Source organism: Sulfitobacter undariae, from assembly GCF_014196805.1.
Classification (GTDB): Bacteria; Pseudomonadota; Alphaproteobacteria; order Rhodobacterales; family Rhodobacteraceae; genus Sulfitobacter; species Sulfitobacter undariae.
This window is the reverse complement of the sequence record NZ_JACIEI010000009.1, coordinates 36,485-51,000: the sequence shown is the minus strand read 5'-3', so window position 1 is coordinate 51,000 and position 14,516 is coordinate 36,485. Positions and strand designations below refer to the sequence as shown.

Here is a 14,516-nt window from a genome sequence, read left to right as displayed (position 1 = left end):
ATGAAGATGGAGGAGACACCACAATGAAAGCAATGTTGAGCCTTGAGCCCGGCGGCCCGGAAACCCTGAAGCTGACCGAGATGGAAGCGCCAGAGCCCGCAAAGAAGCAGGTGCGTATCCGCATCCGTGCAGCAGGTTTGAACTTCCCTGACACCCTGATTATCAAGGATATGTACCAGATGAAACCACCGCGCCCCTTTGCGCCGGGTGGTGAAATTGCGGGTGAAATTGACGCCATCGGTGAGGGTGTTGAAGGGTTTAAAATTGGCGACCGTGTACTGGGAATGTCAGGCTTTGGCGGCTTTGCGACTCACATGTGTATTGAGGCCGGACGTGTCATGAAGATCCCGGACGAGATGCCTTTTGACGAAGCGTCATGTTTGGTTTTAACCTATGGCACCTCCCATCACGCGCTGAAAAACCGCGCTGAAATCAAGGAAGGCGAATCGCTTTTGATTCTGGGTGCAGCAGGCGGAGTTGGTGCCGCTGCAATTGAGTTGGGCAAAGCCGCAGGCGCGCGTGTCATCGCCGCTGTTTCCTCGGAAGAGAAAGCACAATTTTGCCGTGATCTGGGTGCGGATGAGACAATCATCTATACACGCGACATGGACGACCGTGCCGCGCAAAAAGATTTTTCCAACAAGATCAAAGAGCTTGCAGGCGGTGATGGCGTAGACGTTGTCTATGACGCGGTCGGTGGTCCCTATGCGGAACCTGCCGTGCGTGCCATGGCTTGGAAAGGCCGTTTCCTTGTCGTGGGCTTCCCTGCTGGCATTCCCAAAATCCCGCTGAACCTGACGCTTTTGAAAGGCACGCAGATTGTAGGTGTTTTCTGGGGCGCGCACACCCTGCGTGAACCACAGATGCACGCCGAAAACATGGCGGAACTGTTCAGCATGTACAAAGAAGGCAAGATCAAGCCGCGCATCTCGGCGCGCTTCCCGCTTGAGAAAGCCGCCGATGCGTTGAACATGATGATGGAGCGCAAAGTCTTGGGTAAAGTCGTTCTGGACGTCGATTAAACCCGCAAATGACCTTGGTTCATTTGAAAAAACAGTGTCGCACCCTAAAGGTGCGACACATCGTTAAATCCGCGCAGGATCATCTGTTCGCCGTGGATCACCACGCGGCTGATCGATCCGTTGTCAGCGCCGTTAAAGCCAAAGTTGCGCGACCCCGTCGCCGCAGCCAGTGCCGCGCCGACCACACCGCCATGCACCACAACCGCAACCAGTTGATCAGGATGCGCCGCCGCTATGCGCCGCAAGCCGCGCACAACACGGGTTTGCAGCTCAACAAAAGTTTCAGCACCGGGCAATTCGCCCCAACATTCTTTTTCACGCGCACGGATGAATGCGGGATCATTCTCGGCGGCACGGAATCTGAATTCACCGCCGTCCCAATCGCCCAGAAAAACCTCCCGCAGATCAGCCTCAACAAGGGGCGTGATACCCAAAGCAGCCGCCAGAGGGGCCGCCGTCTGGCGCGTGCGCTGCATCGTTGTCACGTAAATCGCGTCAATGGGTTCACTGCGCAGACGCTCACCAACGGCAACGGCCTGCGCTTCACCTTCAGGGCGCAGGGCGGGGTTGCCCTGCCCGTCAATCATGGGAAACATCTCGCCTCGTTTCGCCGCCTGCGTTTCACCGTGACGGATCAGCAGAATGTCACAGGCCCCTTTCGCGGGAGCAAACCTGTGTTGCCGTGCCTCATTGCTCATATCTCACCCTTTCAAAATCATTTCGCCAAGTAAGGACTAAAACATGACAAACCGCCAGATCATCGTCGCAGAATTACCAACAGGAGAGCTGACCCCCGCCAATTTTGCGCAATCCGAAGCCCCCATGCCCGTTCCTGCCGAGGGCGAAGTTTTGCTGCGGGTGATCCTGATGTCCATCGACGCGGCTAACCGCTCATGGATGCAAGGCGCGACTTACCGCGCTGCTGTGAATGCGGGTGATGCCATGCCCACATATGCGATTTGCGAAGTCATGCAGAGCAATTCACCCCGCCTTGCCGTGGGTGATGTTGTCGCCGCCGAAGCGACATGGTCAGATTATGTGACCCTGCCCGCGCACAAAGCCGAAAAACTGCCCAAGGTCCCCACATTGTCAAACTTGATGTCCGTGTTCGGCATTGCGGGCAAAACGGCGTATCACGGGTTGATGTCCGTCGGACAACCGCAACCGGGCGAAACAGTGCTGGTTTCCGCAGCGGCGGGATCCGTTGGCGGTTATGTGGGCCAGATTGCCAAAAGCCTTGGTTGCCGCGTGGTGGGCATCGCGGGGGGCCAAGAAAAATGCGATTGGGTGATGGAGCAATTCGGCTTTGACGCCTGTATCGATTACCGCGCTGACGGGTTGTTCAAGGCGCTCCGCGCCGCCTGCCCCGAAGGTGTGGATGTGTACTTTGACAACGTCGGCGGCACCATTCTGGAAACTGCGCTGAACCTGATGAATGAACGTGGCCGCGTTGTTTGCTGTGGCGCGATCAGCCAATACCAAAGCACCGCGCCCACTGGCCCGCGCAACTTGCCGGGTGCCATTGTGGTGAAACGTCTGCGCATGGAAGGTTTCATCGTGATGGACTGGGCGCATAACGACGCCAAAGCCATCCGCGCCATGCAAGGTATGATGGAACGTGGCCAACTGAAAGTAACAGAAGACATCGTTGACGGGTTGGAGAATGCGCCACAAGCGCTGATCGGCCTGCTCAACGGCGACAATAAGGGCAAGCGCATGGTGCGCGTGTCCGCTGATCCTAGTTGAGGAGAAACTCTATGTCTGCACGCGATACAGCGCTCGCCGCGAGCGAGAAACTGATTGGCACCGAAGTCGGTGTATCCAACTGGATCACAGTTGATCAAAAGATGATCGACGAATTTGCCAAGACCACACATGACGAACAGTGGATTCACATTGACCCTGAACGCGCCGCTGCCGAGACACCTTTTGGCGGGTCGATTGCACATGGTTTTCTGACGCTCTCACTGGCCAGCCGTTTTGCCTATGATTGCTTCAACATGCTGCCCGGTCAAACCATGGGCATCAACTATGGCATGAACAAACTGCGGTTTTTGAAACCTGTTCTTGCAGGTAGCCGTTTGCGCGGGCGCTTCACCTTGCAAAAAGTATACGGCAAAGGCCCCGTGAACATGGTGCGCGAGAACCTTTTGACGATCGAGATCGAGGGCGAAGAAACCCCCGCATTGATAGCTGAATGGTTGGGACTGGCTGTTTTCCAGGACTAATCTGGGCATGAGTATCCGGCCCTTCATCAGGGGCCGGATTTTACACCTTATGCGTTTTCCGGCTGCCGGATCGGCGTCGCATCCAAGCTGATGATCACAACGCCCACTTGCGCATCGCGAGGGGGATCACGGACCTCCCATTGCTCGGCCACAACTTGTATCGTGCGCACCCCTTGCGGGGTCTGCACATGACCTTTTGCGCGGATCACCTCAGGGCGTTGGGCCAGTGCACGCGCATAGGTTTCGGCATCAACAGGGCCTTCAGGCGTTTCGACCCGAGTATTCAGCCCCTTGCCACTGCCATGCGGCGATCCCGCCTCATAAACAGCCAACCGTTGAGGATGCAAAACCAGATCAAGCGCCAGTTGCCCCTGCGCTGCCTCCAGTATCAGAGCATCGCCACAGTGCTTCGCCACAGCTTTGCCCGCTCGCAGCACTTGCGATGGCCCTGCAATGTCAGTTTTGGTCAGCACCACCAAATCCGCCGCGCCAAGCTGCCGTGCCACCGTATCCCCGATGTAGTCATTCGCCAGTTGCCCTTCGATCAGGCCAACATCAGCGAGCACAACAACACCAGCCGTTTTGATCCCCGGCATCAAACCCAAACTGGACGCGATTGCCGCAGGTAAGGCAACTCCGCTGGCCTCTAGGATAATATGATCTGGCGGCGGTTGCATGGCTGCCATTTGCCCCAATGCGGCGATCAAATCATCCCCATAACTGCAACAGACACACCCCCCCGCAAGCGCGATCAGGTCATCTCCTTCGGCTTCGATCAAGTCGGCATCAATGGGCAAATCGCCGAACTCATTGACCATAATCGCCAAGCGTTTGCCATTCGCCTGTCGCAGCATCTGGTTAACCAACGTTGTTTTGCCAGCCCCCAGATAGCCGCTCAATACCGTGACAAGCAGGCCCGTATCAGACAGCGTCATAGATCGGCCACCGGGAAGATACGGCCCCCTTGAACAGTGCCCCAAACGGCGACATCTTTCAGGGCATCGCCGCCAATTTCCTCTGGATCATTCTCTAATACGGCGAAATCTGCGCGTTTTCCGGCCTCAATCGAGCCGATTTCCTGATCCATATGTAGCGTGTAAGCCGCGCCCAGAGTGATCGCGTGAAGCGCCTCTGCCACGCTGATTTTATCCGCCTCACCCAAAGTACGGCCCGATGCCGTCAAACGGTTCACCGCACACCATCCGGTGAATAATGGCCCCAAAGGGGTGATCGGCGCATCTGAATGTATCGCCAATGGCACACCTTCGCGCAGCGCAGTGCCTGCGGCATTCATCCGCTCGGCCCGCTCTGGCCCGACTGTCAGTTTGTAATGTTCATCACCCCAATAGAAATGGTGGTTGGCAAAGAGGTTCACACACAGACCCAGCTTGGCGATTTTGCGGAACTGCGCAGCATCTGCCAATTGGCAATGTTGCAAGACAAAGCGGTGATCGGGGCTTGGGTGTTTTAACAAGGCCGCGGTCATCGTCTCGATCACCAGTTGCGTCGCTTGATCGCCGTTGGTATGGGTGTTGACGTGGATGCCTTTGGCCAGCGCATTCTCTAGGATATAGGCCAGATGTTCAGGCGAGATATACCAAAGCCCGTTCGGTGCACCGTTGAAATACCCCGGCTCGCGCAGACGCGCTGAAAACCCTTGGATAGAGCCATCAACAACCACTTTGATCTTACCCAATCGCAACATATCGGTACTTTTGGTTTTCAATTCCTCTGCGTGGGCGATCAGGTCTTCGGGGCTGATCCCGTGGTGATAGCGCAACGACACAATACGCGTCGGATAATTGGCGCGGCTTGTCACATCGGCGAATAGGTTCACGACCTCGTCAGGCAGTTTTGAGGCCAAATCAGTGGCCGTCGTTACACCTGCGCGCACGCAAAGCTTACCAAACCGCTGCATGCCGGTTTCGTCACAGGCCAGCATATCACGATCAAAACCCACATGCGGAGAGACGGGTGTCATCACATCGGGGCCTTTCAGCTCTCCCAATGGCATGCCATCTGCGCCCAATGGCACGCCGTCATGGTTCACCCCCGTGCGCAGCAGGCCCGCAAGTTCAAGTGCCTTGCTATTCACATTCATAATATGGCCAGAAGCATGCATGATCCCGATGGGACGGGTCGAAGACACCTGATCCAGATCATGGCGCGTGACACGCACGTTATCAAAATAAATGGGGTCCAATGACCACGCAGGCATGGCTTCGTCTGGGTCTTCGATCTTGGCTTCGGCTTCTTTCAGCTTGGCCAAGACATCCGCCAAATTCTTACAGCCCTTTTGCATGTCGCCTTCGGGGGACATGCGGTCAAAATACCCGACATAGGTATAGGCCCAAAGGGACCCTTCCATCAGATGGCTATGTGCTTCGATCAAACCCGGCATCAGCACTTTATCGGCAAACTGCTCATCCAGCGTATAGTCACCCCAGCCCGCTAGATCCTCCAACAAGCCTGTGCCTAAAATTCGACCATCGCGCACAGCGACATGTGTCGTATGAGCATGCGCTGGGTTCATCGTAATGATCTTGCGGGCCTTGAATATGGTGATCATCTGTCGCTCCTGAATATATCCTTGGCTTGACGCTAATAAATTTACTTCCCCGCACAAACTGGTTTTAATCATCCAAGTAACCACATTCTATAGGGGATTCAGATGAGCAGCCTTACAATCAAACAACTGCGTTATGTTGAGGCCGCAGGGCGCACCGGGTCGATCTCGGCCGCCGCTGCGCTTAGCAATATCTCCCAAAGCTCAATCACTGCTGCCATAGATGCATTAGAAGCCGAGACCGGGTTTGACCTGTTCTCCCGTGTGCCAGCCAAGGGATTGATTATCACTTCCGCAGGCCAGCAATGCATGACCTTGATCACAGATTTTCTAGGCAGCTTTCGGGCCTTCGAAAATGAGTTGAGCGCCATCGGCGGAACATCTACGGGCGTGATAAGGCTGGCCTGTTTTGCAGCCGCTGCGGTGACATTTTTACCAAGTGCGATTGCGAGTTTTCAGCGCGATCATCCGGGCATCCGCTTTGAGATGGTTGAAGGAAATATGGATACTGTCACCGGATATCTGGAGGAAGGCCGCGCCGATATCGCCTTTACCTACAGTGAAGCTGTCAAAGACGGGCAAATTTTTCATCCTTTGGTCGAGCTACCCCATTTCGCGCTTTTATGCGCTGATGACCCATTGGCCGCACAAGCCAGCGTTAGTCTGGAAGACCTATCCAGCAAGCCTATGATCGAACTCAATCTGGTCCGCACCAACGCCTATTATTCGGGATTGCTCAAAGCCGCAGGTTTAGACGTAGACGTCGTGCACAGTTCATCCTCGGTTGCGATGATCCGCACGATGGTTGCCGCAAATTTAGGCTTTACCATTTTGAACGCAAAACCGCTGGCTGTCGTTGACGCACGTGGCGGGTTTTGTGCGGTGCCTTTGAGTGATGAAATTAAGGCTCGTCCGTTTGGCTTGGTGATGCAAGCACGGGTGCGACAGCCCCGCGCAGTTGCCGAGTTTCATGCACATTGCGAGGTGTTACGAAAACATGGGGAGTTTGAAAAAATGGCCATTCGCTTAAAATAGCAGCGGCGATGCCCACTAATGCAGACCCTTGCGTATAAATACATAGAATGCATTAAATCTACACAGAAAAACTGTTTTGTGTGGGTAAGAAGATCACGCTAGCATTTATGAAATAATCAAAAAATGGGGAGCACGACACGTGACAAAACACTTTAAATCCTTGCTGGCAGCAACAGCCGTTAGCACAATTATGGCCTTTAGCGCACAAGCCGAAGAACCTGTTCGAGGCGGGACGTTGATCCATACGTTGTATGACACACCTCGCCACCTGAACCCTGCTGTCCAATCCGGCATCGCCACAGGCGCTCCGGGTGCGCAGCTGTTTGCGGCACCGCTGCGCTATGACGAGAATTGGACACCCCAGCCCTATCTCGCCAAAAGCTGGGAATGGTCCAATAACGGGCTTACAATGACGCTCAAGCTGGTTGAGGGTGCTACTTTCCATGACGGCGCGCCGATCACCTCGGAAGATGTCGCTTTCTCCATTAAGACGGTTCAGGAAAATCACCCGTTCAAAACGATGTTCGCACCTGTGACATCCGTTGATACCCCCGATCCCCTCACCGCTGTGATCAACCTGAGCCAACCACACCCCGCCTTGCTGCTGGCGATGTCCTCACACCTGCTGCCGATCATCCCCAAACATGTGTACGGCGACGGCCAAGACATCAAAACACACCCGCAAAACAGCGAAAACGTTGTCGGCTCTGGTCCCTTTAAACTGGTAGAATTCAATCGCGACCAGAACATCGTTCTGGAGCGTTATGACGACTTCTTCATGGAAGGCCGCCCTTATCTGGACCGCGTTGTGTACCGGATCATCAAAGATGCATCTGCGCGCACAATCAGCTTGGAAAATGGCGAAGTGCACATGAGCACTTTTGAGCTGACCACGCGCAACATTCAGCGGATGAAAAAGAACCCGAACCTGACAGTAACAGCTGATGGATATGCCGCTGTGGGTGCGCTTGAATGGTTGGCTTTCAACACGGGTAGCGAAGGCCCCGTTTCCGACAAACGCGTACGTCAGGCAATTGCTTATGCCATAGACAAAAACTTTATCCTCAAGGCGCTGTACCAAGGTCTCGCTACCGAAGCAAAAACCGGCATTCACCCTGGCTCCCCCTTCTATGATGACAGTGTGAACGCCTATGAAATCGACCTCGATAAAGCAAACGCTTTGTTAGACGAAGCGGGTTATGCCAAAGGTGCCGATGGCACTCGTTTTGACCTGACCATTGATTACGGCAGCGTTGCCGCCAAACCTCAGGCCGAGTTCATCAAAGCATCGCTGTCAAAGGTTGGTATCAAGGTCAGCGTAAACAGCTTTGTAGACTTCCCAACATGGGCACAAAAAATATCCAACTATAACTTTGATATGACCATGGATAGCGTCTTTAACTGGGGTGATCCTGTTATCGGTGTTCACCGTACATATGACTCGAACAACATCAAAAAAGGTGTGATCTGGTCCAACACCCAACAGTACTCAAACCCGCGAGTGGATGAACTGTTGAACGAAGCGGGTAAGGAAATCGACCCCGAGAAGCGCAAAGCGCTTTATGCAGAGTTCCAAGAGATTGTTGCCGAAGACATCCCTAACTACTTCCTCAACACCAGCCCCTATCACACGGTTTACAACAGCAAGGTCGGAAATCCGCCATTGGGTATCTGGGCATCTGGCTCTCCCTATGACCGCGTTTACCTCAAAGAGTAATCTTTCCCGTCTGTTCCGCAGCCGCGGGACAGACACACCCTTTGCTAGGTTAGGCCCCCATGCACATCGTAATGACACTCCTTAAACGGCTGATCTACGCAGCCATTCTCCTCACCGCTGTTCTTGTCTTGAACTTTAGCATGATGCATTTCGCACCCGGTGACGTAGCAGATACAATCGCCGCCTCAATGGGCGGTGCAGATGCCGAAACTATGGCACAAATCCGTGTCGAATATGGGCTGGATCAACCATTTTTTGTACAGCTGTTCGCCTATATCGGTCGCGTGCTGAGCTTTGATCTAGGTTATTCCTACTTCTACAACACACCTGTGACAGAGCTGATATTCGAGAGGCTCCCCGCGACTTTGCTGCTGGCGATTACCGCGCAAGTGCTTGCTGTTGTCGTCGGTGTTCTCCTAGGCGTCTTCTCCGCCCGTCACCCCAACGGTATTGCCAATTACTTCGTCACGATATTTGCACTCTTCGGCTATGCTGCGCCTGTGTTCTGGACAGGCATCTTGCTGCTCATCGGATTTTCACTCAAAATCCCGTTATTCCCGGTCGCAGGGATGAGCGACGTTACCGTGCAAGGCGGGTTCTTTGTCAAAGCTCTGGATATTGCACATCACATGGTGCTGCCTGTGCTCACCCTCAGTTCTATCTTTCTTGCACTTTATTCGCGACTGTCACGCGCAGCGATGCTTGAGGTGCTTGGCTCGGACTACATCCGTACCGCCAAGGCCAAAGGCCTGAGCAACCGTGAAGTGACTTTGAAACATGCGCTTAAAAACGCACTCCCCCCTGTTGTCACACTGGCGGGTTTACAGTTTTCCGCAGTCATTTCTGGTGCTGTTTTGGTTGAATCGGTCTTCTCATGGCCCGGTTTGGGGCAGCTAGCCCTGACATCTATTCTGGCGCGTGACACGCCTACCATTCTGGGCATCCTGTTTTTCTCTGCACTGGTTGTGATCATCGGAAACTTGGTGACTGATTTGGTGATGCGTTTGATAGACCCACGTGTGCGGGGCCACGCGTGAACGCGCGGAAAGGAAATAGCATGACACAAATAGACGACACCCCCGCAAAAGCCCGATCGCCGTTTTCCGAGGCCTTCGAGATGTTCCGCCGCAACCATGCCGCAGTGATCGGATTGGTCATTCTATTGACCATCATCATCATCGCACTGATTGGCCCGATGCTCTATCCGGGTGATCCCTTCGATATGGTTTGGGTGCCCCTAAGCCCCCCCGGTGAGGAAGGCTATCTTTTTGGCACCGATTACCTAGGGCGCGATATGCTGTCCTTATTGATCCATGGGGCCAAAGTATCACTGACCGTTGGTGTATCTGCTGCCTTTGTAACGGTGATCATCGGCATTACTGTAGGCGCGCTGGCTGGATTCTATCGCGGCTGGGTCGAAGAAGCGCTGATGCGCCTGACGGAATTCTTTCAGGTTTTGCCGACACTGCTGTTCTCAATGGTGATCGTCTCGCTGTTCGGCGCCTCGCTGCCAATGATTACACTAGCCATCGGATTGGTCAGTTGGCCAGCCGTGGCGCGGATCACCCGTGCGGAATTTATGCGCATCCGCGAATTGGAATATGTGACAGCCGCACGCGCAGGCGGCGTGAAAAACAACAAACTTATCTTTAGCGTCATTTTGCCAAACGCCCTGCCCCCGATCATTGTACAGGCCGCGCTCATGGTCGGCTCTGCGATCTTGTTCGAAGCGGGGTTATCTTTCCTTGGCCTCACCGACCCCAATGTCGCAAGCTGGGGCCAGATTATCGGCAGCAACCGCGAATACATCCTTGATGCCAGCTTTGCGGTCACCGTGCCGGGCGTGGCAATTTTTATCACAGTGATGGCGATCTCACTGGTCGGCGACGGCCTGAATGATGCGCTTAACCCGAAACTGAGGCAGCGATGACCGAACCTTTATTGAAAATCGAAAACCTGCGGATCGAGTTGGCTTTGCGCAGCGGCCAAGCCCCTGTGATCGACGATTTGTCACTGGAGCTGAACGCAGGCGAAACCCTTAGCTTTGTGGGCGAAAGCGGCTGTGGCAAATCCATGACCGCACTGGCCATCATGGGTCTGCTGCCTGAAAAAGTAGGCTCTATTGCCAGTGGCCGTATCCTCTTTGACGGGCGCGATATGGCGCAAATGAATGACACGGAATTGCGTGCCATTCGCGGCAATGAAATATCGATGATCTTTCAAGAACCGATGACATCGCTGAACCCCGTTTATACAGTGGGCGAACAAATCGCCGAGGTTTTGCGCCGTCACAAAGGCATGAACAAACGCGATGCATGGGCGCGTGCCATTGAATTGCTGGATGCGGTGCGTATTCCCAACGCCAAATCCCGCGTCAGCGCCTATCCCCATCAGATGTCAGGGGGCCAACGCCAACGTGTGATGATTGCAATCGCACTGGCATGTGAGCCTAAAATCCTCATCGCGGATGAACCGACAACAGCTTTGGACGTGACCGTGCAAGCCCAGATTTTCGATCTACTGCGCGATCTGGGACGTGACACAGGCACTGCGGTGATCCTGATTACCCATGACATGGGCGCGGTTGCCGAAATGGCCGACCGTATGGTTGTCATGTACGCAGGCCGCAAGGCCGAGTATGGTCCCGTGTCCCCTGTTATCAACCACCCACGTCATCCCTATACCAAGGGCTTGATCTCTTGCGTGCCGCATTTATTGGCAGAGTTAACGGAAGAGCGCCCCGACCTCACCGAAGTTCCGGGGATTGTGCCTGCATTGGCCAGTTTCGGTACGGATGCCTGCCTTTTTGCATCGCGGTGTGACTTGGCCGATGACAAATGCCGGAGCCAACGCCCCCCTGAAGTTGCCTTTGGCGACCAACATTCTGCTTGCTGGAAGGCTGACCAGATATGAGTGCACTTTTAGACGTCGAAAACCTCTCTATCCGTTTCCCTATCAAACGCGGCTGGGGCAAGACAAGCTGGCTTTACGCAGTTGACGATGTGTCGTTTCAGGTTAACCGCGGTGAAACACTGTCTATCGTTGGCGAAAGTGGCTCTGGCAAAACAACAGCGGCCCTAGGTGTGGCCCGCCTAGTGCCAAATTCAGGCGGTAAAGTTGATCTGGCAGGTGAAGACTTTCTCGCCTTGGAGGCCGAAGACCTGCGCAAGGCGCGCGCCAAAGTTCAAGTGATCTTCCAAGACCCTTACTCCTCCCTCAATCCGCGCCTGCGGGCCGAAGCCATCGTGCGCGAACCAATGGACAGTATCGGGACCTTACCTGTCGCGGAACGCGCAGGACGGGTGGCCGAACTATTTGAACAAGTCGGCCTGCGCCCGGAACAGATGAAACTGTTCCCGCATCAATTTTCAGGCGGCCAGCGCCAGCGCATCGGCATCGCCCGCGCCTTGGCGACCAACCCTGAATTGATCATCTGCGACGAAGCCGTCAGCGCGTTGGACGTGGCTGTTCAAGCGCAAATTTTGAATCTTTTACGACGTTTGCAAAGGGATTTGGGCCTGACTTACTTGTTCATCAGCCATGATTTAGGTGTGGTGCAACATATGAGCGATCACATCGCAGTTATGTATATGGGTAAGATTGTTGAATACGCAGACCGCCTGTCGCTCTTCAATGACCCACGCCATCCCTACACCAAAGCGCTGCTCTCGGCTGTGCCATCAGTTGACCAATCGCGCAACGTAGACCGTCTGCTGATCCCTGGTGATCCGCCCGATCCCTTGAACCCGCCGGAAGGGTGCCGCTTTGCATCGCGCTGCCCATTTGTGGAAGATGCCTGCCGTGTTGATCAGCCACAGCTTAATGCTGTGACTGATCAACACAAGGTCGCTTGTATCAAGGCTTAGCAATCCAGGAATTCATGCTGGGCCATTACCTGCCCGGCATGAATATCTTTGTAGCCGTGATTGTATATCTTAATCGTCGAGCCTGACGTTGGCTTTGGATTCTGAAACGTCCGCAGAAGAAAACGGCAGTTGATCTAGGACCAAGTTGGCCCCGACTGTAATCACAACCAAACCAACCATCGCACATAAAAACGCTTTCATCTTACGTCTCCTTGCTTTGTTGTTTGGCTTTGGCGTTTTCGATTTCTTCAACCCAAAGGCTATGGTGTTCACGCGCCCATGTTTCTTCTACTTCACCTGTACCCATCGCATCAAATGCGCCTTCCATCCCGACAGTGCCGAGATAGATATGGGCAAAGATGATTGCCGTCAGAACCAAACTGATGACAGCATGCCAAAGCTGCGCAAACTGCATCTCTTCTTGTGGGGCCAATGGATAGGGCAACGGATCAAGCCCAACCCAACCCATCACGCCAAAATCGTTTAGCGTGGCGAAGGTGTGGCCAAAGATATTGAACTCAAACGGGAACAACAAAGACAGGCCCGACACTGAGATAGATGTACCCAGTACAATCACTGCCCAAAACACGATCTTTTGGCCCGCATTGAATTTGGTCGCAGGTGGATGCCCCCCGCCAAAGATACCGCCACCGCGCATGAGCCAAACCAGATCTTTGCGGTTGGGAATGTTGTGAATAACCCAGAAGACAAACACGATAATCAGCGCCAGCATAAAAGCCCACGAGATGTTGTTGTGAATCCATTTGGTGACAACGGCCAGCGCCGAAAACGCATCATGTCCGAACACAGGGATCAATACCTTGCGGCCAAACAGAGAAATCAGCCCTGTAATGCCAAGCACCAGAAAAGAACCCGCCAGCAACCAGTGGCCAAATCGTTCAATATCACTGAACCGGGTGAAGGTACGACCCGTCTTTTCGCCCTCAATTTCAATACGGCCACGAAACGCATAGAATATGGCCAGCAGCAGTAAAGTACCGCCCAGCAAGGCCGCCCCGTAAATCAGAAGCGGACCTTCGCGAAACTTGAGCCACCACATGCCACCGTCTTGGATGAGTGTCGTTGCAGCAGGGCCCCGTTGCTGGGACCGAATATCGGCGCTGTCAAACCGCACCCCGCGCCACATTTCAGCATCAGATTGACCACCCCGTGTTCCCAGCGGCGCGTCAGTCGGCGCACCGGCATCTGGATCACCTGTGGCATTACGGCGAAATTCATCGTCAACACGTTGATTGTCCTGACGTTTCAGGATGTCATCCAGCGTCTGTGCTCCACCGGTTTGCGCCCGTGAAATACCGTTGTCATCTTGCGCATAAGCAGGGGCCATCATGCCAATAACAAGCGCAAAAACGGCCAATAAACGGAGCATCAGAGCGATCCTTTAGTTAGTTTAGATATATTGTAGGGAAAGGCGGCCAATAATTTGGCCGCCCATTTGAACAATCGCGCAAGGCGGGCCGTTACTGGCCTTTTTGATCGTAGGCTGTACCCCAGCCCCATGCGCCAGCACCAAAGCCACGGGCAACGATCCGCTCGCGGTAAATTTCGGACACGGTATCCCCGTCCCCTGCCAATAGCGCTTTGGTCGAACACATCTCGGCGCAGAGGGGCAATTTACCTTCTGCAATGCGGTTGCGGCCATATTTCGCAAATTCAGCGGCCGAGTGGTTTTCTTCTGGGCCACCTGCACAGAAGGTACATTTGTCCATTTTACCGCGTGAGCCAAAGTTGCCCGCTTGTGGATACTGCGGCGCACCGAACGGGCACGCGTAGAAGCAATAGCCACAACCGATGCACAGATCTTTGGAGTGCAGAACAATGCCGTCTTCGGTTTGATAGAAGCAATCGACAGGACAAACCGCCATACAAGGCGCGTCAGAGCAATGCATACAAGCAACCGAGATCGAGCGTTCACCCGGTTTACCGTCATTAATGGTCACAACCTTGCGGCGGTTGATGCCCCAAGGGACTTCGTGTTCGTTTTTACAGGCTGTTACACAGGCGTTGCATTCGATGCAGCGTTCAGCGTCGCAGAGAAACTTTGCTCTTGCCATGATCTAT

General features: G+C 54.2%; 15 protein-coding genes. 9 read left to right on the top strand and 6 right to left on the bottom strand.

Features of this window, described 5'->3' with window-relative positions:
* Positions 1-23 precede the first annotated feature (23 nt).
* Positions 24-1,022: an NADPH:quinone oxidoreductase family protein gene (locus GGR95_RS12625; RefSeq protein WP_184566379.1), complete on the top strand. Its 999-nt coding sequence runs from the start codon at positions 24-26 to the stop codon at positions 1,020-1,022.
* Between the two features lie 44 nt (positions 1,023-1,066).
* Here the strand turns inward: GGR95_RS12625 and GGR95_RS12620 are convergent, their stop codons facing one another.
* Positions 1,067-1,720: a histidine phosphatase family protein gene (locus GGR95_RS12620; protein ID WP_184566377.1), complete on the bottom strand. Its 654-nt coding sequence runs from the start codon at positions 1,718-1,720 to the stop codon at positions 1,067-1,069.
* A 43-nt stretch (positions 1,721-1,763) separates the two neighbouring features.
* Between GGR95_RS12620 and GGR95_RS12615 the strand changes: the two genes are divergently transcribed.
* Both GGR95_RS12615 and GGR95_RS12610 read left to right on the top strand, forming a co-directional pair.
* Positions 1,764-2,768 (top strand): NADP-dependent oxidoreductase, encoded by a 1,005-nt coding sequence (locus tag GGR95_RS12615; RefSeq protein ID WP_184566375.1) that lies wholly within the window; start codon positions 1,764-1,766, stop codon positions 2,766-2,768.
* Positions 2,769-2,779: 11 nt separating this feature from the next.
* Complete coding sequence (locus GGR95_RS12610) at positions 2,780-3,250, top strand: MaoC family dehydratase (protein ID WP_184566373.1); 471 nt, start codon at positions 2,780-2,782, stop codon at positions 3,248-3,250.
* A gap of 47 nt (positions 3,251-3,297) precedes the next feature.
* Here the strand turns inward: GGR95_RS12610 and GGR95_RS12605 are convergent, their stop codons facing one another.
* Entirely contained in the window at positions 3,298-4,185 is an 888-nt protein-coding gene (locus GGR95_RS12605; RefSeq protein WP_184566370.1) for a CobW family GTP-binding protein, read from the bottom strand.
* The gene (locus GGR95_RS12600) at positions 4,182-5,819 is read right to left on the bottom strand and encodes an amidohydrolase (RefSeq protein ID WP_184566368.1); all 1,638 of its coding nucleotides are present in this window, start codon (positions 5,817-5,819) and stop codon (positions 4,182-4,184) included. The genes GGR95_RS12605 and GGR95_RS12600 overlap by 4 nt, the downstream gene beginning before the upstream one ends.
* A 102-nt stretch (positions 5,820-5,921) precedes the next feature.
* Here GGR95_RS12600 and GGR95_RS12595 point away from each other — a divergent pair, with 102 nt between their 5' ends.
* From GGR95_RS12595 to GGR95_RS12570, 6 genes are all read left to right on the top strand, one after another.
* On the top strand, positions 5,922-6,851 hold the full coding sequence (locus GGR95_RS12595) for a LysR family transcriptional regulator (protein WP_184566366.1): 930 nt from the start codon (positions 5,922-5,924) through the stop codon (positions 6,849-6,851).
* A gap of 139 nt (positions 6,852-6,990) precedes the next feature.
* Complete coding sequence (locus GGR95_RS12590) at positions 6,991-8,568, top strand: ABC transporter substrate-binding protein (RefSeq protein WP_343042258.1); 1,578 nt, start codon at positions 6,991-6,993, stop codon at positions 8,566-8,568.
* Positions 8,569-8,639: 71 nt separating this feature from the next.
* Positions 8,640-9,605, top strand: a complete 966-nt coding sequence (locus GGR95_RS12585) for an ABC transporter permease (protein ID WP_246423370.1) — start codon at positions 8,640-8,642, stop codon at positions 9,603-9,605.
* Between the two features lie 20 nt (positions 9,606-9,625).
* Positions 9,626-10,498 (top strand): ABC transporter permease, encoded by an 873-nt coding sequence (locus GGR95_RS12580; protein WP_184566362.1) that lies wholly within the window; start codon positions 9,626-9,628, stop codon positions 10,496-10,498.
* A complete protein-coding gene (locus GGR95_RS12575; protein WP_184566360.1) occupies positions 10,495-11,481 on the top strand; it encodes an ABC transporter ATP-binding protein in 987 nt (328 codons plus the stop codon). The genes GGR95_RS12580 and GGR95_RS12575 overlap by 4 nt, the downstream gene beginning before the upstream one ends.
* On the top strand, positions 11,478-12,434 hold the full coding sequence (locus tag GGR95_RS12570; protein WP_184566358.1) for an ABC transporter ATP-binding protein: 957 nt from the start codon (positions 11,478-11,480) through the stop codon (positions 12,432-12,434). Before GGR95_RS12575 ends, GGR95_RS12570 begins: the two co-directional genes overlap by 4 nt.
* A 69-nt stretch (positions 12,435-12,503) precedes the next feature.
* On the opposite strand, the gene GGR95_RS19040 is transcribed toward GGR95_RS12570, so the two are convergent.
* The 3 genes from GGR95_RS19040 to fdh3B all read right to left on the bottom strand — a co-directional run bounded on the left by GGR95_RS19040 (position 12,504) and on the right by fdh3B (position 14,509).
* Entirely contained in the window at positions 12,504-12,635 is a 132-nt protein-coding gene (locus GGR95_RS19040) for a hypothetical protein (protein WP_281395947.1), read from the bottom strand.
* A 1-nt stretch (position 12,636) separates the two neighbouring features.
* Complete coding sequence (locus tag GGR95_RS12565; protein WP_184566356.1) at positions 12,637-13,824, bottom strand: formate dehydrogenase subunit gamma; 1,188 nt, start codon at positions 13,822-13,824, stop codon at positions 12,637-12,639.
* 91 nt (positions 13,825-13,915) lie between these two features.
* The gene (gene fdh3B / locus GGR95_RS12560; RefSeq protein WP_184566354.1) at positions 13,916-14,509 is read right to left on the bottom strand and encodes a formate dehydrogenase FDH3 subunit beta; all 594 of its coding nucleotides are present in this window, start codon (positions 14,507-14,509) and stop codon (positions 13,916-13,918) included.
* Positions 14,510-14,516: the final 7 nt, after the last annotated feature.